Genomic DNA, 22,437 nt, shown 5'->3' with positions numbered 1-22,437 from the left:
CGGCCGGGACGCCATGGAGGAGCGGCTCGCCTTCGTCGCCCGCGACCGCGCCGAACTCCTGGCGCAGCTGGACGCGGGTGCCGAGGGCCGGGCCGGGGCGGGGGCGCTGCGCGCCCGGGTGAGCGGTGACCGGCGCCGTACCGCGGCCTCGCGCGGCGCGGCCTGGCAGGACTTCGTCCGCGCGCTGTCGGCCGAGCGGGACCTCGCGTCCCTGGCCCAGCTGTGGACCGACGGCGCGGACGTGGACTGGTCCGCACTGCCGCCGGCCCGCCGGATCGCGCTGCCCACCTACCCGTTCGAGCCGACCCGGCACTGGGTCGACGCCGCGGCCCCGGCCGACGGCGGGGCGCCGAGCGCCGCCCCGGCCCCGGCCGACCCGGCCGCGCTGCTGGACGAGAACGTCTCGACGTTCGTCGAGGCCGCCTTCGCCAAGCGGCTCACCGGGGCGGAGTTCTACCTCGCCGACCACCAGGTCGGCCAGGAGCTGGTGCTGCCCGGCGTGGTGTACCTGGAGATGGCGCGGCTCGCCGGGGAGCGGGCGCACGGCGCGGCCGCGGTCCGGCGGATCGACGACGTCGTGTGGGCCGCGCCCGTCGCCCTCCGGCCCGGCCACCCCAAGGACCTGCGGGTGGTGGTGGCGCCCTCCGGCGCGTTCGAGGTCGTCGGCGAACGCCCGCACGCCCGCGGTCGCGTGGTGCTCGACGCGCCCGGCGCGGACGCCGCGCCGGCCCCCGGCCGGATCGACCCGGCCGCGGTGCGCGCCCGGTGCCAACGGCACCGGACCCGGCAGGAGGCCTACGCCTACTTCCACACCCTGGGCTTCCGCTACGGCCCGGCCTTCCAGGTCATCGAGGAGCTGGCGCTCGGTGACGGCGAGGCCCTGGCGCGGCTGCGCCGCCCCGAGAACGGCGCGTACCGGTTCCACCCCTCGCTCCTGGACGGCGCGCTCCAGACGGCCGGCTGGCTGGTGGAGGGCTCGACACCGCACCTGCCCTACTCGATCGGGTCGGTGCAGCTCTTCGCCGAACTCCCCGCCGAGTGCCTGGTGCACGCCGAGGCGGTGGAGACCGGCGCGGACGCCCAGGTCTTCCGTATCGTCCTGGCCGCCCCCGACGGCACGGTGGTGGCGCGCATCGAGCGCTTCACCCTGCGCGCCGTACCGCAGGCCGAGCCCGCGGTGCACGCCTTCGAACCGGTGTGGCAGGAGGCGGACACCGCACCGGAGCCCGCCCCGCGGGCCGCGGCCGGTCCGCTCGCCGTCCTCGACACCGGGGACGGCCGCGCCCAGGCACTCCGCGACGAACTGGCGCTGCTGGCACCGGAGTTGACGGTGCGCGTCGGCGGCGTGGAGACGGCCTCGCAGGTCGTCCACCTCGCCACCGGGGACGGGCTCGACGCCGCGCTGCGCGACGGGTTCCACACGGCCCTCGACGTCTGCCGGAACCGGATCGCCGCAAGCGGCGGGCCGCTGCGCTACCTGTACGTCCACGACGACCGGGCCGGGGCCGCCGGGGCGGCGCACCGTGCGCTCGACGGCCTCGCCCGGTCGATCGGCCAGGAGTACCCCGCGATCCGGATGAGCGTGCTGGCCCGCACCGGCTCCGCCACCGCCTCCGTCCGGGAACTCGCCGAGCTGGTGCTCGCCGAACTCCCCGGCCGCGAGCCGGAGGTGCGGACCGGCACCGGCCGGCGCGCGGCCCGCGGCTGGCGTGAACTCGCCCTCCCCAGGACCGGCGCCTCGCCGCTGGCCCGGGACGGCGCGCACCTCATCACCGGCGGCTCCGGCAAGCTGGCGCGGCTGGTCGCCGAGCGGATCGCCGCGCACCCCGGCGCCCGCATCGTGCTGATCAGCCGGACCGCACCGGCCGAACCGCTGCCGGACGGCTGGCTGCACCTGGCGGCCGACGTCGCCGTGCGGGCCGATGTCGAGCGGGTGGTGGACGAGGCCCGGCGCCGCTTCGGGCGGATCGCCGGTGTGGTGCACGCGGCGGGCACGCTGCGGGACTCGCTGGCGCTGCACAAGAGCCGCGCGGACGCCGACGCGGTGCTCGCGCCCAAGGTGCGGGGCCTGGTCCACCTGGACGAGGCGACCCGGGCGGACGACCCCGACTACGTCGTCGCGTTCGGCTCGACCGCCGCGGTGTTCGGCAACGTCGGGCAGACCGACTACGCCGTCGCCAACAGCTTCCTGGACCACTATCTGGAGCGGCGCCCCGGCCGCAGCCTGACGGTCGACTGGTCGCTCTGGCGCGACGGCGGTATGACCCTCACCGCCGAGGCCCGGCAGGGCATGCGGCGCGAGTTCGGCATGGAGCCGCTGCCGACCGGGGCCGCACTCGACGCCCTGGAGGGCGCGCTGGCCACCGGCGCCTCCCGGGTCCTGCTCACCGCGGGCGACCGCGGGCGGATCGCCGAGGCCCTGCGCCGGCGCCCCGCCGAGCCGGAGCCGGTTCCCGCGGCGGCCGCCCCGGCCGGGCCGGCCCCGGACGACGGTGCGCTCCGCCCCGCCGCCGTCGCGTTCCTGCGCGAACTGCTGGCCGCCGAGCTGAAGATGCCGCTCGACGACGTCGCGGAGGACGAGCCGTTCGACCACTACGGAGTCGACTCGCTGCTGGTGCTGAGCCTCACCCGGGCACTGGAGGAGCGGTTCGGCCCGCTGTCCAAGACCCTGTTCTTCGAGTACCTGACGATCGGCGAGCTGGCGGCGTACCTGGCCGAGGGGCACCCCGCCGCGATGCGCGAACTGGCCGCCCCCCGGCGGGCGTCCGCACCGGGCGCCGAGGACGCGGCCGCCGAGGCGGCGGTGGGCACGCTCCCCGCCGCGGCCGAGGCGGCGGTGGTCCCCGCCGCGGCCGTCCCCGGCCCGGCCGTGCACGCCACCGTGCCCGACCCCGCGGCCGAACCCGACCCCGAGGACGAGATCGTGATCGTCGGGGTGGCCGGCCGCTACCCGCAGGCCGACGACCTGCGGGAGTTCTGGCGCAACCTGCGGGCCGGCAAGGACAGCATCGAGGAGGTGCCGGAGGACCGCTGGGACCACGGCCGGTTCTACGACCCGGACCGCGACGCCCCCGGCAAGACGTACGCCAAGTGGGGCGGCTGGCTCTCCGACGTGGCGTCGTTCGATCCGATGTTCTTCCGCATGTCCCAGGTGGAGGCGGAGCACATCGACCCGCAGGAGCGGATCTTCCTGCAGACGGTGTGGCACCTCCTGGAGGACGCGGGCACCTCGCGGGCGGCGCTGTCCACGGTCCGCACCGGCGTCTTCGTCGGCCTGATGTACGGCCACTACCAGCTGTACGGCGTCGACGAGGCCCTGCGCGGCGACGGCGCGGCCACCTCGTCGTCGTACGCCTCGGTGGCCAACCGGGTGTCCTACTTCTTCGACTTCGACGGCCCGAGCATCGCCCTCGACACCATGTGCTCGTCCTCGCTCACCGCCCTGCACCTGGCCTGCCGGGCGATCCGGGACGGGGACTGCGAGGTGGCGGTGGCCGGCGGCGTCAACGTCTCCAGCCACCCGCTGAAGTACCTGCAGCTCGCCAAGGGCGGCTTCCTGTCCACCGACGGCAGGTGCCGCAGCTTCGGCGAGGGCGGCGACGGCTACGTGCCCGCCGAGGGCGCCGGGGCGGTGCTGCTCAAGCGGCGCTCCGCGGCCGAGGCGGCCGGTGACCGCATCCTCGCCGTGGTCCGGTCCACGGCGGTCAACCACGGCGGGGCCGGAAAGGGCTTCAGCGTGCCCAACCCCCGGTCCCAGGGCGTGATGATCGGCGAGGCGCTGTCCCGGGCCGGTCTGACCCCCGCGGAACTGGACTACCTGGAGGCGCACGGCACCGGCACCTCGCTCGGCGACCCGGTGGAGATCAGCGGCCTGGCCCGCGCCTTCCAGGGACACGACCTGGACGGGGTGCGCATCCCGATCGGCTCGGTGAAGTCCAACATCGGCCACGCCGAGTCGGCCGCGGGCATGGCCGCACTGACCAAGGTCCTGCTCCAGCTGCGGCACCGGGAGCTGGTGCCCTCGCTGCACGCCGAACGCCTCAACCCCCACCTCGACCTGGACGCCACCCCCTTCCGGCTGCAGCGCGAACTCGCCCCCTGGGTGCCGCGCGTCGACGCCGCGGGCCGTCCGCTGCCCCGCACCGCCGGCATCAGCGCGTTCGGCGCGGGCGGCAGCAACGCCCATGTGATCCTGGAGGAGTTCGTGTCACCCACGCAGCCCCCCGTGCCGGAGCCGCCGTACGTCTGCGTGCTCTCCGCACGCGACGCGGAGCGGCTCACCGAACACACCGCGCGGATGGCGGAGTTCCTCCGCGGCGACGGACGGGACACCCACCCCGCCGCGCTCGCCGCGACGCTGCGCACCCGTGAGCCGATGGCCCACCGCCTCGCCGTGGTCTTCGACGGCGTGACCGACCTGGTGGCCGCGCTCGACCGGCACCTGGCGGGCGCGCCCGCACCGCAGGTCCTCACCGGCACCGCGGTCCGCTCCGCCGCCCCGGCCGCGGACCGCACCCCGCGCGAGCTGGCGGCCGCCTGGGTCCGCGGCGCGCAGGTCGACTGGCCCGGCGACGGCCCGCTGGTGCCGCTGCCCGGCTACCCGTTCGCCCGCGAACGCTGCTGGCTGCCCGCCGCCGACGCGGTGCGCACCCGCCCGGCCCCGCCCCCGGCACCCCAGGACGCCCCGCCGCGCGGCGAGGTGCCGCTCTCCACCGCGACCCCGGTCATCGCCGGGCACCAGGTGCAGGGCCGGTTCCTGCTGCCCGCACTGGCCTACCCCGACCTCATCGCCGGGGTGTTCCGCGACCACGGGCACCCGGTCGAGCAGTTGACGGTCCGCAACCTCACCGCGCTGCGGCCGCTGGACGTCACCGACCGGCCGGTGACCGCCGAGGTCCGCTGCGCCCCGGACGGGCCCGGCCGGTGGCAGGTCACGGTGACCGACGGCGAGCCCTACGCCACGGCCGAGGTCGAGGTGACCGGCCCGCCGGCCTTCCGGGAGCACCTGGTGAGCCACCCGCACGGCACTCCCAGGCCGCTGGCCGAGACCTACGACCGGGACGCCGGGAACGGCCAGCGGTACCGCGGCGCGGCGCGCGCCGACGGCCTGGTCCGCACCGACCAGGAGCAGCTGACCGCCGAACTCACCGCCGCACCAGGCGACTTCCTGGTGCACCCGGCCCTGCTGCTCGGCGGGACGGTCGCGGCCGGCGCGCTGCTCGACACCGACGGCCGGGCGTTCCTGCCGCTGCACCTGTCCTCGTTCCGCACGACCGGACCGCTGACCGAGCGCTGCACGGCCCGGGTACGCCGCTCCTCGGTGAGCCGCCGCGGCGAGATCGTCCGGCTCTCCGTGGACTTCTTCGACCAGGAGGGCCGGCAGGTGGCCGAGTTGTCCGAGCTGTCCAGCAAGGCCGTGGCGCCCGCCGCCGGCGCGGCGGGGCCGGAAGCCCCGGCCGCCGCCGGGGGAGCGCTGCCCGGCGCGACCGCCACCGCCCGCGCGCAGGAGTTCCTGCGGCGGCTGCTGGCCGAACACCTGGGCCGCGCGCCGCAGTCGATACCGGTGACCTCCGGCTACTACGAGCTGGGCATCGACTCGGTGCAGGTGCTGGGCCTGGTCGAGGCGGTGCAGGACGCCGTGGGCCAGGAACTGGCCCCCACGCTGCTCTTCGAGTACACCACCGTCCGCGACCTGGCGGCCCATCTGGCCGAGCGGTTCCCCGGCGCCTTCGACGACGCAGCCCCCGCCCCCGCCGCCGACGGCGACCCGGCGCGGCACCGCCCGCCGACCGCGCCCGCGGGCGGCCTGGCCCGGCTCAAGGAGGACACCCGCATCCCCGCCGCCCCGGCCCCGGCGGCCCTGTCCGCGGACGAACTCGACCGGCTGATCGCCGGCCGGCTGCTGGAACGGCTCCGTACCGCCGGCGCGTTCGCGCACGGGCGCACCGAGCCGGTGGCCGAGCTGGCCCGGCGGATGTCCGTCGTGGACAAGTACCGCCGCTGGCTGGACGAGGCCGCACGGCTGCTCACCGCCGCGGGCCTGACCCGGCTGGACGGCGGCGTCCTGGAGCTGGCGGCCGGGCCGTCCCCGGCGCCGGGCGCGCAATGGCCGGCGGTCCGGGCGCGCTTCGCCGCCGACCCGTACTGGAACGCGCAGCTCTCCCTGGTCGAGGAGTGCATCGACCAGTTGCCCGGGATCCTGTCCGGCACGGTGCCCGCGACCGACGTGCTGTTCCCCGGCGGCTCCATGGCCAAGCTCACCGCGGTGTACCAGGGCAACGCGGTCGCCGACCGGCTCAACGACGTGGTCGCCGAGGTGACCGCGGCGGCCGTGCGCGAGCGCCTCGCCGACGGCACCGGGGCCACCGTCCGCCTCGCCGAGGTCGGCGCCGGCACCGGCGGCACCACCGCCGTCGTCCTGCCCCGCCTCGACGCCCACGCGGACCGCGTCGAGTACTGGTACACCGACCTGTCCCCGGCCTTCCTGGACCAGGCCGAGCGCCGCTTCGGGCCCGGCCGCGGATACCTGCGCTACGGCCGGTGGAACGTCGAACAGCCCGGCGCGGGCGAGCAGCTCACCGGCGGCGACTGCGACGTGATCGTGGCGACCAACGTGCTGCACGCCACCCGGGACATCCGCCTCGTCCTGCGCAACCTGGCGGCCGCGCTGCGCCCCGGCGGCGTCCTCGTCATCAACGAGGTCACCCGCAAGTCCGCGGTGCTCACCCTGACCTTCGGCCTCCTGGACGGCTGGTGGCGCTACGACGACGAGGACGTCCGCATCCCCGGCGCGCCGATCCTCACCGCGGCCGGCTGGCGGCAGGTGCTCCAGGACTCCGGCTACGACGAGGTGTGGCGCCCGGTCGCCGAACCGGACGCGTTCGGCGAGGTGTTCGCCGCGCACCGGCGGCCGGCCGGCGTCCCGGCACCCGACGGGACCCGGCTGCTGACCCGCGCGTGGGAGCCCGCCGAGGCCACCCCCGGCCGCCCGCCGGCCGCGGTGGCCGTCCTCGGCGCCGGGCCGGCCGCCCGCCGCCTCGCCGACGCCCTGCCGGGCGCCGTACCCGTCGGATCCGCGGCGGAGCTCGACGACCGGTTCGAGGCGCTGGTCGACCTCGGCGGCGTCGAGCTCGCGGACTGGCTGCCGGTGCTCCAGCGGATGGCCGGACGCCCGGCGCTGCTGCTCGGCGTGGGCACGGGGGACGCTCGGGCCGGGCTCTACCGGATGCTGCAGAGCGAGTACGGCCGGGTGCGCTCCCGCTACCTGGAGGCGGACCCCGCCGACCCCGCCCTGCCCGGACTCCTCGCCCGGGAACTGGCCGACGGCGGCGACGACTGCGAGGTCGCCTACCGCGACGGGACGCGCCACCGCGCCGTGCTCACCGAGCTGCCGGCCGCCACCGGCGCCCCGGTCCGCTTCCCGGCCGACCAGCCCCTGCTGATCACCGGCGGCACCCGGGGGATCGGCCTGGCCCTCGCCCGGCACGCCGTCGACGCGTGGGGCGCCCGCACCCTGGTCCTGACCGGGCGCGAGCAGCTGCCGCCGCGCGAGACCTGGGACCGGTACGGCCCGGACACCGCACTCGGGCGGAAGCTCGGCGGACTGCGGGCGCTGGAGCGCGACGGGGTCCGGCTGCGGGTCCTCGCGCTGCCCCTGGGCGAGGACGCCGCGGCGGTCCGGGAGGCACTGGCCGGGATCCGGCGGGAGTACGGGCCGATCGGCGGTGTGCTGCACGCCGCGGGGCTCGTCGACCGGGACAACCTCGCCTTCGTCGGCAAACCGGCGGCGGCGGTGCGGGCGGTGCTCGCGCCGAAGGTGGCCGGACTCGACGCCCTGGTGGACGCGCTCGCCGGCGACCCGCTGCGGTTCTGCGTGCTGTTCTCCTCGGTCGCCTCGATGGTCCCCGCGGCCGCGGTCGGGCAGAGCGACTACGCGATGGCCAACGCGCACCTGGACGCCGTCGCCCGCCGCGCGCCGCACGGCCTGCCCCTGGTGAGCGTGGCCTGGCCCAGCTGGCGGGGCGTCGGCATGGGCAGCGAGCGGCCCGGCCCCGGCTACCAGGCCACCGGCCTCGGCGAACTCTCGGAGGCCGACGGCCTGGCCCTGCTCGACCACATCCTGTCCACCGGCGCCGGACCGGTGGTCCTGCCGGCGATCGTCGCTCCGGACTGGACGCCGCGCGCCCTGCGCCACCGCCGGCCCAAGGCCCCGGCGCCGGCCCGCCCCGCCGTCGCGGCGGCGGCCGGTGCGCGGGACGCCGGGGCACCGGCGGCCGGCACCGGGGAGGCGGCGAAGGAGGCGCAGGAGGTGGGGGACTGGCTGCTCGGCCTGCTCGCCGAGCAACTGGGCTTCGGCCGCGAGCGCCTCGCGGCCGACGTGCCGATCGCCGACTACGGCACCGACTCGATCATGATGGTGCAGATCCTGCGCAAGGTCGGCGGGGAACTGGGCGTCGAGCTCGACCCGTCGGTGCTCGTGGAGCACCCCACCGTGGAGTCCTTCACCGCCTATCTGGCCGACCACCACGGCCCGGCCCTGGCCCGGACCTTCGGCGCGGCACCGGCACCGGCCGCCTCAACTGCCGTCGTTCATACCGCGGTTGCCGCCGCCACTCCGGCTCCCGCCACCGTCACGGTGCCCGCCCCCGAGCCGGCCCCGCGGCCGGAGGCGTCCGACGGCGGACCGTTCGACGTCGCCGTCATCGGGATGTCCGGCCGCTTCCCCGGCGCCCCCGACCTGGACGCCTACTGGCAGCTGCTCAGTTCGGGACGCTCGGCGATCGCCCCGGTGCCCGCCCACCGCTGGGGCGGCGAGACCGGATACACCGCCGGCCTGATCGACCTGGACGGGTTCGACCCCGCCCACTTCCACCTCTCCGACGGCGACGCCGCCGCGATGGACCCGCAGGCGCTGCTGCTCCTGGAGGAGGCCCTGTTCGCGTTCTGCGACGCCGGCTACGCCCCCGCCGAGCTGAAGGGCCGGGAGATCGGCGTCTACGTGGGCGGCCGCACCCGGCACGCCCCCGACGACGTGACGCTGGGCCGCAGCCGCAACCCGATGGTCGCGATCGGCCAGAACTACCTGGCCGCCAACCTCTCCCACTACTTCGACCTGCAGGGCCCCAGCACGGTCGTGGACACCGCCTGCTCCTCGGCGCTCGTCGCCCTGCACCACGCCGTCCAGGCGATGCGCTCCGGCGACGTCGAGGCGGCCGTGGTCGCCGGGATCACCCTGCTCCCCAACGCCGACGGGCACCGGCTGTTCGACCGGCGCGGGCTGCTCAACACCGGCCCGGAGTTCCACGCGTTCGACCGGCGGGCCCAGGGCTTCACACCCGCCGAGGGCGTCGGCGTCCTCCTGCTCAAGCCGCTCGCCGCGGCCGAGGCCGACGGCGACCGGGTGCACGCGGTGATCAAGGGGGTGGCGGTCAACAACGACGGCCGCACCGCCGGACCCGCCACGCCCAACCCGGCCGCGCAGCAGCGGGTGATGGCCCGCGCGCTGGCCCGGGCCGGGGTCGCCCCGGACGACGTCGCCCACATCGAGACCCACGCGGCCGGATCCCAGGTCCCGGACCTGCTGGAGCTGAAGGCGATCGCGGCCGTCTACCGCGCCGGCTCCGCCACCCCCTGCTCGCTCGGCTCGGTCAAGCCCAACATCGGCCACCCGCAGTGCGCGGAAGGCATCGCCGGCGTCCTCAAGACCGTCCTGATGCTGCGCAACCGCCAGATCGTGCCGTTCCTCAGCGGCCAGGAGCCGCTCGCCCACTTCGACTTCGACGCGGTGCCGCTGCGGTTCGCCCGCACCCTCACGCCCTGGCCGGACGCGCCGCTGGTCGCCGCCGTCTCCAGCTTCGCCGACGGCGGCACCAACGCCCACGCGATCCTGGCCGGCCGGACCGGTGACGCGGGCGCGCGGCGGCAGCCGCTGGCCCGTCCGCGGTTGCAGCGGCGCCGGCTGCCGTCCGCGGGCACCGAGCGGTTCGCGATCGTCGGCATGGCCGGGCACTACCCCGGCGCCGCGGACCTCGCGGACTTCTGGGAGAACCTCAAGGCGGGCCGGGACAGCGTGTCCGAGGTCCCGGCCGGGCGCTGGACGCCCGGCGGGGGCAGCGAGTCCCGCTGGGGCGGATTCCTCGACGACGTCGACCGGTTCGACGCCGACTTCTTCCGGATCTCCCGCCCCGAGGCGGAGATCACCGACCCGCAGGAGCGCTGGTTCCTGCGCACCTGCTGGGAGGCGATCGAGGACGCCGGGTACACCCCGGCCACCCTCGCCGAGGCCAAGGGGCCGGACCGGCGCCGCGCGGTCGGCGTGTTCGCCGGGACCATGCACAAGGACTACACCCTGGTGGCGGCGGAGGCGGCCACGCCGGTTCCGCTGAGCCTCAACCAGGGCCAGATCGCCAACCGGGTCTCCTTCTTCGGCGACTTCCACGGCCCGAGCATGACGGTGGACACCCTCTGCTCCTCCTCGCTCACCGCGCTGCACCTGGCGGTGGAGAGCCTGCGCCGCGGGGAGTGCGAGGTGGCCCTCGCGGGCGGCGTCAACCTCTCGCTGCACCCCGGCAAGTACCGCACCTACGGCGCGGTCGGCATGCACTCCTCGGACGGCCGCTGCCGCTCCTTCGGGGAGGGCGGGGACGGCTACGTGTCCGCGGAAGGCGTCGGCGCGGTGGTCCTCAAGCCGCTCGCCGCCGCGGAGGCCGACGGCGACCACATCTACGCCGTCGTCGCCGGGTCCGCGGTCAACCACGCCGGCGCGGTCAGCGGGTTCAGCGTGCCCAGCCCGGTCGGCCAGGCCGCCGTGATCTCCGCGGCGCTCGCCGCGGCGGACGTCGACGCGCGGTCCATCGGCTACCTGGAGGCGCACGGCACCGGCACCTCGCTGGGCGACCCGATCGAGATCCGGGGCCTGGCCACCGCCTTCGGCCGGGACACCGGCGACACCGGGTTCTGCGCCCTGGGGTCGGTGAAGTCCAACATCGGGCACGCCGAGGCCGCCGCCGGGATCGCCGGCCTGACCAAGGTCGCCCTGCAACTGCACCACCGCACGCTGGTGCCCTCGCTGCACGCCCAGACCGTGAACCCGCTGCTGGGCCTTGCCGGCACACCGTTCCGGCTGCAGCGCGCGGCCGAGGCGTGGCCCGCGCCGGCCGACGGCCCGCGGCGCGCCGGACTGAGCTCCTTCGGCGCCACCGGGGCCAACGCCCACCTGGTCCTGGAGGAGTACCGGCCGGCCGCCCCGGCGCCCGCCGGGGCCGCCGGCCGCCCGGCGGAACCCGTCGTGGTGCCGCTCTCCGCCCGCAGCGAGGACCGGCTCCGGGCGATGGCCGCCCGCCTCCGCGACGCGCTCGGCGCCGACGGCGACCGGCCGCTGCGCGACGTCGCGCACACCCTCCAGAGCGGCCGCGCCGAGTTCGCCGTCCGGGTCGCCTTCGTGGCCCGCAGCACCGCCGAACTCCTCGGCCAGCTCGCGGAGTTCGCCCGGAACGGGGTGCGCCCGGCGCTGTCCGGGGCCGAGCCGGACGCCACGGCCCGGCGCTGGGCCGATGGCGCCCCGGTCGACTGGGCCGCCCGGTGGGGAGCGGACCGTCCGCGCCGGGTCAGCCTGCCGGCCTACCCGTTCACCGGCGACCGGCACTGGGTGCCCACCGACCGGGCGGACCGCCCGGCGGACGCGGCGACCACCCCGCCGACCACCGTGCCGGACCCGCTGCCCGCGGACCGGCTGCCCGCCACCCGGGCGGACCGCCCGGCGGAGGCGCCCGGCACCGCGCCGGCAGGCCCGCCGGTCGTCCCACCGGAGGGCCTGCTCACCGCCGTGCGCTGGGTGGCGTCGGAGGCGGTGCCCGCCGCCGGACCGGCGCCGCGCCGGGTGCTGATCGTCGCCGACGCGCCGGGCGCCGCGCTCGCCGCGGCACTGGCCGACCACTACCGGCGCGCCGGCGGCACCACCGAGGTGACCGAGCGCCCGCTCGACGACACCTTCGCCCGCACCGGACCGGCACCCGACCGGGTCCACCTCGTCGCGGGCCCGGGCCCCCTCGGCCCGGACACCGGAGCCGCGCCCGAACTCGCCCTGCTCCGGCTGGTCAAGGCCCTCCGGCACGGTGACCCCGCCGCGCGGACGGACCTGTCCGTCGTCACGCAGGACACCCAGTCGGTCGACGGGGAGCACAGTGCGGCGCGCGGTGCGGGACTGGCCGGACTGGCCTACTTCCTGGCCCGCGAATCCGGGCGGTTCGCGGTGCGGAACCTCGATGTGTCGGGCGCCGATCTGGCGACGCCCGACGGCCGCGCCGCGGTGGCCGCCGCGGTCGCCACCGAGCCCCCGGCCCCGGCCGGCGACCTCGTCGCGCTGCGCGCGGGGCGCCGGTACCGGCAGGAGGTCGTCCCGGTGGCACCGGCCGAGGCGGCGCAGCCGGGCCTGCCGGGCATCCGGCCGGGCGGCAACTACGTCCTGGTCGGCGGCAGCGGATTCGTGGGACGCATCGTCAGCCGCCATCTGATCGACCGGTACGACGCCAAGGTGGTCTGTGTCGGACGCCGGCCGCAGAGCGACCCCGCGGTGCGCGCGGCCCTGTACGACGACCGCATCGGCTACGTCCAGGGCGACGTCACCGACCCGCACCAGGCCCGGCAGGCGATCGCCGGGGCGAAGGCCCTGCTCGGGGAGGTCCACGGGGTGCTGTTCGCCGGCGCCACCCGGATCACCGGGGCGCCGGGCGCCCTCGCCGACCTCGGCGAGGACGAGTTCCGCGCGCACTACGAAGTGAAGGCGGCGGGCGCCCGGCACCTCTACGAGGCGGTGGCGGACGAGCCGCTGGACTTCCTCTGCTACTTCTCCTCGGCCCAGGCCTTCTCCTTCGGCGGCGCCGGCACCCACGCCGCCTACGCGGCCGGGATCACCTCCGCCGACGCGTTCGCCCGCTCGGTCGGCCGGACCGCGGCGTTCCCGGTCGGGATCGTCAACTGGGGCGCCTGGCGGGCCTCGTTCGGCGAGGCGGCACGCGACTACCCGACGCTGGGCTTCCTCGACGACGCCGAAGGGGCCGCCTGCTTCGACACCGCGGTGCGGCTGCTGCGCGCGGACCGGTACCGCCAGGTCGTCGGGATGCGCGCGCCGGCCGCCCGCCCCGCGGAACCGGCCCGCCCCGCGGAACCGGTCCACTCCGCGGCACCGGCCGCCGGGCGGCTCCCGGAGATCCGCCGGCTGCTGGTGGAACGGCTCGCCAGGACGCTGCGGGTGCCGAAGGAGGACCTGTCGCCCTCGACGGCCTTCGCCGATCTGGGCGTCGACTCGATCACCGGCTCGACGTTCGTCACGCAGATCGCCGAGGAACTGGGCGTCGAACTCAACGCCGCCGCCCTGTACGAGTTCTCCTCCGTCGACCGGCTGGCCGACCACCTGACCGGCCTGCTCGGCACGGCCGGCGCACCACCGGAGCCCACGGCGCCACCGGCACCGCAGGAGCCCGCAGCACCGCCGGAGCCATCGGCACCGGACGACTTGATCGTGACGTTGGAGGCACGTTTCGCGGCCGGAGAGCTCTCCGCCGCGGAGGTGCTCGACCTGCTCGACGCCGAACTGGCCACGAGGGAGCAACGATGAGCAGCGCGAACTTCCGGGACATCCTGGACGGCTACGCGCGGGGCGCGGTCGGCGCCGAGCAGGCACGCGGTCTGCTCGACGCGCACCGCCCGGCCCCGGAACCGACCCCCGCACCCCCGGCGGCCGGCGACCCGGACCGTCCGCAGATGCTGGACATCGCCGTGATCGGCATGTCCGGGCAGGTCCCGGGGGCGGCGGACGTCGGCGAGTTCTGGCACCGCCTCACCGAGGGCCGGGTCACCTACGGCGAACTGCCCGACGACTACCTCGCCCCGGACGACCCCGGCGGCTACCGCTGGGGCGGGGCACTGGCCGAACGGGACTGCTTCGACGCGGAGTTCTTCGGCATCCGTCCGCACGAGGCGGACCTGATGAGCCACCACCAGCGGCTGCTGCTCCAGGAGAGCTGGCACGCGCTGGAGGACGCCGCCCTCGACCCGAAGCGGCTGGCCGGTTCCCGCACCGGGCTGTTCATCGGCGCCGAACCCACCGGCTACCCGCACGAGTCGTTCACCGGCGCCTCCGACGCGCTGGTGGCCTCCCGCCTCTCGTACTTCCTCGACCTGCGCGGCGCCGCACTGGTGGTCAACACCGCCTGCTCGTCCGCGCTGGCCGCGGTCCACCTGGCCTGCCAGAGCCTGCAGTCGGGGGAGTCGTCCCTCGCGCTGGTCGGCGGCGTCAACGCGGGCCTGGACGCACGCGGCCTGGACCTGCTGGTCGAGAGCGGCGCGATGTCGCCCAGCGGGCAGTGCCGCACCTTCGACGCCGAGGCGAACGGCACCGTCTACTCCGAAGCGGTGGCCGTCGTCGTCCTCAAGCGGCTGTCCGACGCGCTCGCCGACGGCGACCACGTCCACGGCGTGATCCGGGCGACCGGCATGAACCAGGACGGCGCCAGCAACGGCATCACCGCCCCGAACGGTGCCGCCCAGGAGGAACTGGTCGTCGACGTCTACCGGCGCTTCGGGATCCCCGCCGAGCGCGTCGGCTACGTCGAGGCCCACGGCACCGGGACCGCGCTCGGCGACCCGGTGGAGGCCAACGCGCTGGTGCGGGCGTTCCGGCGGCTGACCGACGAGCGGGCGTTCTGCACCATCGGCAGTGCCAAGGCGCACATCGGCCACACCGGCGCCCCCGCGGGAGTCGTCGGACTGATCAAGGTCCTGCTGTCCATGCGGCACGGCCGGCTGGTCGGCATGCCGACCCTGCGCACCCTCAACCCGCTGATCGGCTTCGAGGGCTCCGCCTTCGTCCCGGACGAGGCGGCCCGGCCGTGGCGGAGCACCTCCGGCGCCCCGCTGATGGGCGCGGTGAACTCCTTCGGGCACAGCGGGACCAACGTCCACGTGGTGGTCGAGCAGTACGTGCCCGCCGACGCGGCGGACCGTACCGGCGGCGACGGCGGCCCGCAGATCGTCCCGCTGTCGGCGCGCACCACCGAGCGGCTCCGCGCCACCGCCAAGGCCCTCGCCGCGCATCTGGCGGCGCCCGCCGACGGCGCGCCGCCGCGGCCCGCCCCGCGGCCCGTGGCGCCCGCGCAGGTGTGCGCGGTGCTGGCGGACGTCCTGGGCGTCGCCGCCGACGAGATCGACCCGGACGAGCGGCTGGACGCCTACGGGGTGCGTCCGGAGCAGTTCGCCCGGTTCGGCGAGGCCCTGGAGGCCGCGTTCGGCCCGCGGCTGGACGCCGACGCGCTCCACGAGGGCCGGACCGCCGGCGACGTGGCGCGCCTGCTGGCCGCGGCGGACGCCGCCGGGGACGCCGACGGCGAGCGGCCCGGTGCCGTGGACGCGGGGCCGTCCGTCGCCGACGTGGCACGCACCCTCCAGCTCGGCCGGGCCGAGCTCGCGGCGCGCGCCGCGCTGGTCGTCCGCGACCGGGACGAACTCCTCGCCGGACTGCGGGCGCTGGCCGCCGGACAGGAGCTGCCGGAGAACTGCTGGCTGGGCGAGGCCGACGGACGGGGCGAGGTCGTCCGGCTCTTCGGCGACGACGACGAGCTGCGCGACGCCGTGGGCAAGTGGCTGAAGCGCGGTAAGTTCGCGCAGGTCGCGGAGTTGTGGGTGCGCGGCGGCCCCATCGAGTGGAGCCGGCTGCACCGGGGCGGAACGGGGCGCCGGGTGCCGCTGCCCGGCTACCCGTTCGCCAAGGACCGCCACGGCATCACGACCGCCGTCCCCGCCGCTTCCGCCGCCCCCACCGCACCGCAGCCGCTCCGGCCGGTGGCCGAGCGCCGCCCCGAGCCGCCGGCCGCGGCCCAGGCCGGGCCCTCGGCCGCGCCGCGGGGCGACCAGCGCCCCGAGCGGCTGGCCCCGGCGCTGGAGGAGCGGATCGCGCGGCTGGCCACCGAGCTGATCGGTGCCGCCGACGGCGATGTCGACCCCGCGGAGCAGCTGGACCGCTACGGCATCGACTCGATCACCCGGACCCGGCTGAACCAGCTGCTGAGCGAGGCGTTCCCGGCGGCCTCGCGGACGCTCTTCTTCGAGTTCGCGAAGGTCGAGGGCGTGGCCGGCCACCTGGTCGAGCGGTTCCCGGACGCCTGCCGGGCCTTCCTCGGCTGGGGCGACGCGGCCGCCGTCGCCTCCGACGGGCCCGCACCGGCCGCCGAGCCCGTGCCCGACACCGCTCCCGTCCCGGTCGCCGCGCCCACCCCGACTCCCGTTCACCCGGCGCCGGTCGACGAGGCCCCCGCGGACGCGGACGCCACCGGTACCGCGGACACCACGGACGACACCACGGACGACATCGCGGACGACGCCGGGGAGGACGTCGAGGACGGGATCGCGATCATCGGGATGAGCGGTTCCTTCCCGGACGCGCCCGACCAGCAGCGCTACTGGCAGCTGCTCATGGACGGACGCTCGGCCGTCACCGAGATCCCGCACCGCCGCTGGGACTGGCGGGAGCACTACGACCCGCGTCCCGAGGGCGCGGACGTGGTCCGCAAGAGCCCCTCCAAGTGGGGCGCCTTCCTGGACGGCTTCGACGAGTTCGACCCCGCGCTGTTCCAGTTCACCGACCAGGAGGCCCGCAACACCGACCCGCAGGTGCGGCTGTTCCTCCAGGAGTGCTGGAAGGCGCTGGAGGACGCCGGCTACGCCCCGTCCAAGCTCCCCGCCGACGTCCGCGGACGCATCGGGGTCTTCGCGGGCGGCGCGAAGCACGGCTTCACCCGGTTCGGCTCCGAAGGCCGGCTGGAGATGCCCCGCACCTCCTTCGGCGACATGGTCAACCGGGTCTCCTTCCAGTTCGACCTCGGCGGACCGAGCAAGGCCGTGGACACCGCCTGCTCCTCCGCGCACGTGGCGCTGCACGAGGCCGTCGAGAGCCTCCGCTCGGGCCGCTGCGACCTGGCCCTGGCCGGTGCCGTGAACCTCTACCTGCACCCGTCCACCTACGTCGAACTGTCCACCGTGGGGCTGCTCTCCGACCGCTCCGACTGCGCCTCGTTCGGCGCCGAGGCCAGCGGCATCGTCCCCGGCGAGGGCGTCGGCGCGGTGCTGCTCAAGCCGCTGCGGCAGGCGCTGCGCGACGGCGACCCGGTGCGCGCGGTGATCCGCGGCACCGCCGTGAACCACAACGGGCGGACCATCGGCTTCACCAGCCCCAGCGCCCAGCGGCAGGCCGAGGTGATCCGGGCCGCGCTGCGCGACGCGCGGATCGACCCGCGCACGGTCGGCTACGTGGAGGCCACCGCCAACGGCTCGGAGATCGGCGACGCCGTCGAGATGACCGCGCTCACCCAGGTCTTCGCGGACCGGCCGGACGCCGACGGGCAGTTCCGCGTCGGCTCGGTCAAGCCCAACATCGGCCACGGCGAGGCGTCCGCGGGCATGGCGCAGCTCTTCAAGGTCGTCCTGGCCATGAAGCACCGCACCCTGCCCCCGACCAGGCTCCCGGCGGAGTACAACCCGGCCATCGACCTCGACCGGCTGCCCTTCGCCCTGTCCGGCACCCCCGTGCCGTGGGACCGGGTCGTGGTGGACGGCGCACCGGTGCCGCGCCGGGCCGGGATCACCGGCATCGGCGGCGGCGGGACCAACGCGCACCTCGTGGTGGAGGAGGCGCCCGAGTCCCCGGCCCGCGCCCGCGCGGCCACCCGCGGACCGGTCCTCTTCACCCTGTCCGCGCACACCCAGGAGCGGCTCGGGGCCTACGTCGACAGCTGGCTGGACTTCCTCCTGGAGCAGCCCGCGGCCGACCTCGCCGACCTCGCGTACACCCTCCAGGTCGGCCGGGTGGACCTGACGCACCGTCTGGCGGTCGTGGTCTCCGGCGTCGAGGAGCTCCGCGGACACCTCACCCGCTGGCGCCGCGGCCGGCCGTCCGACGCGGTGTTCGCGGCCACCGCGGCACGGATCGACACCACCGGCCTGGACGCCGCCGTGCGCGAGCGCGACCTCGGCCGGGTGGCCGACCTGTGGGTGCGCGGCGCGGCGGTCGACTGGGCCGGACTGCACGGCGCCCGGACTCCCGCGCGGACGTCCGGACTGCCGACCTACCCGTTCGAGCGCCGGGCCTGCTGGGTCGACGACACCGCCCCGGCGGCCCGCGCCGCCGAGCCGGCGGGCCCGGCCACCGGCCGGGAGACGACCGGCCACCCGCTGCTGACCTCCGTGGTCCCGCTCGCCGACGGCGGGACGGTGTTCGGCGGCGAGGTCTCGCTCGCCACGCACCCCTGGATCGCCGACCACGCGGTCTCCGGCACGGTGCTGTTCCCCGGCACCGGCTTCGTGGAGATGGCGCTGCACGCCGGAGCGGGCCTGGGCTGCGGGAGGCTGGAGGAACTCACCCTCGAAGCACCGCTCACCCTGGCGGAGCAGGGCGGCGCGCGGCTCCAGCTCGTCGTCCAGGCACCCGACGCGACCGGGGCCCGGCCGGTCGAGGTCCACTCGCGGCCCGCGGACGGGCCCGACGGGACGGACCAGGCCCTGCCGTGGACCCGGCACGCCGCCGGACTGCTCGCCCCCGGCGAGCCCGACGCCGGCTTCGACCTCGCGGTCTGGCCGCCGACCGGCGCCGAACCCGTGCCGGTGGACGACTACTACCAGGTGATGGCCGACGCCGGTTACGCCTACGGCCCGGCGTTCCGCGGGCTGCGCGCGGTCTGGCGGCGCGGCGACGAGGTGTTCGCCGAGGCCGTGCTCGACGACGCGCCGGACGCGGCCCGCTACGGCCTGCACCCCGCGCTGCTCGACTCGGCCCTGCACGCCATGGGCTTCGGCGGATTCGTCCGCGACGGCGGCGGACTGCTCCCGTTCTCCTGGTCCGGTATGCAGCTGTTCGGCGGGGGAGCCGCCACCGTGCGGGTGCGGTTGACCGGCGCCGGCACCGACGCGGTCTCGGCCGCGGTCGCCGACGCCGCCGGCCGCCCCGTGGCCGTCCTCGACTCCCTGGTGCTGCGCCCGGTCTCCGGCCGCCGCCCGGGCCCGGTCCGCCAGGACCTGCCCGAGGACCTGCTCCACCTGGACTGGACCCCGCTGCCGGTGACCGCCACCGGCCCCGGGACGTGGAGCCCGGCCGGACCCGACGAACTGGGCCTGGTCGCGGAACTGCGCCGCGCCGGCCACGACGTGTCCGACGCCGGCGGGACGGCGCTGCTGTCCCTGTCCACCGGGCGGCCCGACGACCTGGCCGCCGGCATCCGGGCCGCCACCGCACGCGCCCTCGACCTGGTGCGGGACTGGCTGGCCGACGAGGGCCAGGCCGCGGCGCGCCTGGTGGTGGTGACCCGGCGGGCGGTGTCCACCCGCGTCGGCGAGGACGTCGACGACCTGGTGCACGCCCCGGTGTGGGGCCTGCTGCGGGCCGCGCAGGCGGAGAACCCCGAGCGGCTGCTGCTGGTCGACGTGGACGGTACGGAGGCGTCGACCGCCGCGCTGCCCGCGGCGGTCGCGGCCGCCCTCGCCGCCGGTGAGGCGCAGCTCGCCCTGCGCGAGGGAACGGCGACGGTGCCCCGGCTGGCCCGGCTCGGGGCGGACGGCGCGCTGGTCCCGCCGGGCGACGGCACCGCCTGGCGCCTGGACACCGCCGGCGCCGGCACCCTGGAGAACCTGGCGCTGCTGCCCTGGCCCGCGGCCGAGGCACCGCTGACGCCCGGTCAGGTGCGGGTCGAGGTGCGCGCCGCGGGGCTCAACTTCCGCGACGTGCTCGGCGCGCTCGGCATGTACCCCGGGGAGCTGACGCTCGGCGCCGAGGGGGCCGGAGTGGTCACCGAGGTCGGCGCCGAGGTGTCCCACCTCGCCGTCGGGGACCGGGTGATGGGCCTGTTCCCCAGCGGCCTCGGCCCGATCTGCGTGGCCGACGCGCACACCGTGGTCCGGATGCCGCGCGACTGGTCCTTCGAACGGGCCGCCGCGGTCCCGGTCGCCTTCGCCACCGCCTACTACGGCCTGGTGGACATGGGCGGCCTCACGTCCGGCGAGGCGGTCCTGGTGCACGCCGCGGCGGGCGGCGTGGGCATGGCCGCGGTACAGCTCGCCCGGCACCTGGGCGCGGAGGTCTTCGCCACCGCGAGCGAGGGCAAGTGGGACGCGGTGCGGGACCTCGGGGTGCCCGACGACCACCTGGCCTCCTCCCGCGACCTGGACTTCGAGGAGAAGTTCCGGACCGTCACCGGCGGCCGCGGCGTGGACGTGGTCCTCGACTCGCTGGCCCGCGAGTTCGTCGACGCGTCGCTGCGGCTGCTGCCGCGCGGCGGCCGGTTCGTGGAGATGGGCAAGACCGACATCCGCGACGCCGCACAGGTCGCGACCGCGCACTTCGCGGTCCGCTACCGGGCGTTCGACATCGTGGACGCCGGGCCCCGGCGGATCGGCGAGATCCTCGCCGAGATCGTGGACCTCTTCGAGCGGGGCGTCCTCGACCACCTGCCCCGGCGCACCTGGGACCTGCGGCGCGCCCCGGACGCCTTCCGGTTCATGAGCCAGGCCCGCCACGTCGGGAAGATCGTCCTGACGGTGCCGCGGCGGCCGGACCCGGCACACACCGTGCTGATCACCGGCGGCACCGGCACCCTCGGCGGCATGCTCGCCCGGCACCTGGTGACCGAACGCGGTGCCCGGCACCTGCTGCTGCTCAGCCGCCGCGGCCCGGAAGCCCCCGGAGCGGCCGAACTGACCGCCGAACTCACCGCGGCGGGCGCCCGGGTGACCGTGCTGGCCTGCGACGTCGCCGACCGCGACCGGCTCGCCGAGGTCCTCGGCTCGCTGCCCGCCGAGCACCCGCTCGGCACCGTCGTGCACACCGCCGGCGACCTCGACGACGGGGTGTTCGACGCGCTGACCCCGGACCGGCTCGCCCGGGTCCTGCGGCCCAAGGCCGAGGGCGCCTGGAACCTCCACGAGCTGACCCGCGGGACGGACCTCGCCGAGTTCGTGCTGTTCTCCGGCGCGGCCGGTGTGCTCGGCAACCCCGGCCAGTCCAACTACGCCGCGGCCAGCTCCTTCCTCGACGCCCTCGCCCAGCACCGCCGGGCGCAGGGGCTGCCGGGCACCTCCCTGGCATGGGGCTACTGGGAGCAGGCCACCGGCCTGACCAAGCACCTCAGCGACGGCGACACCGGGCGGATGGCCCGCGGCGGCCTGCTGCCGCTGCCGTCCGCGGACGGCCTCGCGCTGTTCGACCTGGCGCGCGGCGCCGACGCACCGCTCCAGGTGCCGATGCGCCTGGACCTGGCCGCGCTGCGCACCCAGGCCGACGCGGGCGCCGGCCACCCGCTGCACCGCGCACTGCTGGAGACGGTGCCCCGGGCGGCGTCCGCCGCCGCGCCGGACAGCGGCGCCGGTCCGGACGGTCTCGACGGCCTGGCCGACCTCCCGGAGGACGAGCAGTACGCCGTGCTCCTGGAGTTGGTCTGCGGGCAGGTCGGCTCGGTCCTGGTCATCGACCCGGCGACGGTCGGCGCCGACGCCGGCTTCGTCGAGCTGGGCCTGGACTCCCTGACGGCGGTGGAGCTCCGCAACCGCCTCAACCGGGCCACCGGCCTGCGCCTGCCGGTCACCCTGGTCTTCGACCAGCCCGCGCCCGGTGCGCTCGCCGCCTACCTGCGGCAGCGGCTCACCACGGGCCGCGGGGCCCGCAAGCCCGCCGCCCCGGCCGCCCCCGCCCCGGCCCCGGCCGCCGGATCCCCCGCCCCGGCCGCCGACCGGGCGGCGGCCCCGGCCCCGCACCGGCTGCTGCTCGCCGGTACGGACGCCGAACAGCTCGGTGCCGTACTGGAATTCGGCTGCCGCGACACGGACGCGCTGCTCGCCCTCGCCGCCGACCACCCGCACCTCGTCGTGCACGGCGTGACCGGCGACAAGGAACTGGTCGGCACCGCCGAGCGGGAGATCGACGCCCGCGGCCTGGCGGACCGGGCCGAGGTGTGCCACTCCGGCGGCCCGCTCGACCCCTTCCCGGGCACCTACGACCTGGCGTACGCGGTCGGCGGCTGCTACCGCGTCGAGGACAAGCAGGCGCTCTTCGCGAACCTGGACGCGGCGGTCGTGGACGGCGGCCAGGTGCTCCTCGCGGACGTCCTGTGCACGCTCAGCGGCGATCTGGTCGACGCCGCCGCCGGGATCAGCGTCCCGACGGCGCGCACCTGGGCCGAGGTGTTCGCCCGGAACCGGTTCGTCATCGAGCGGCTGCTCCCGCACGACCCCGCGGACCCCGACACCGACCCCGACCTCGCCGGGCCGCTGCGGCACGGCTGGATCGGACACCACCTGTTCCACCTGCGCAAGCAGACCTCCTCGACCGAGGAGGAGCGCCTGCGGACCAACCGGGCACACCTGGCCGAGACCACCGCGCAACCGCGCGCCGCGCGGAGCTGA

Annotated in this window: 2 protein-coding genes (1 of these 2 cut by a window edge); both read left to right on the top strand. The window is 76.7% G+C overall.

The genetic code is table 11. The features are described 5' to 3' along the window. Positions 1–13,615 carry the 3' portion of a non-ribosomal peptide synthetase gene (locus CG747_RS01775; protein WP_100599779.1) on the top strand. It extends 9,701 nt beyond the left edge of the window, so the window shows 13,615 of its 23,316 coding nt (coding positions 9,702–23,316); the start codon falls outside the window, past its left edge; its stop codon occupies positions 13,613–13,615. Then, positions 13,612–22,437 carry an SDR family NAD(P)-dependent oxidoreductase gene (locus CG747_RS01770; RefSeq protein WP_100599778.1) on the top strand — a complete coding sequence of 2,942 codons (8,826 nt, stop codon included), beginning with the start codon at positions 13,612–13,614 and terminating at the stop codon, positions 22,435–22,437. The genes CG747_RS01775 and CG747_RS01770 overlap by 4 nt, the downstream gene beginning before the upstream one ends.

The organism is Streptomyces sp. CB02959, assembly GCF_002803155.1.
Lineage (GTDB): Bacteria > Actinomycetota > Actinomycetes > Streptomycetales > Streptomycetaceae > Streptomyces.
Note: the sequence above shows the minus strand (reverse complement) of the source record. Positions and strands in the feature narration are given on the sequence as shown.

Excerpts from the sequence above, each read along its gene's own strand:
- CG747_RS01770 (WP_100599778.1), top strand. The coding sequence starts at position 13,612 with ATGAGCAGCGCGAACTTCCGGGACATCCTGGACGGCTACGCGCGGGGC.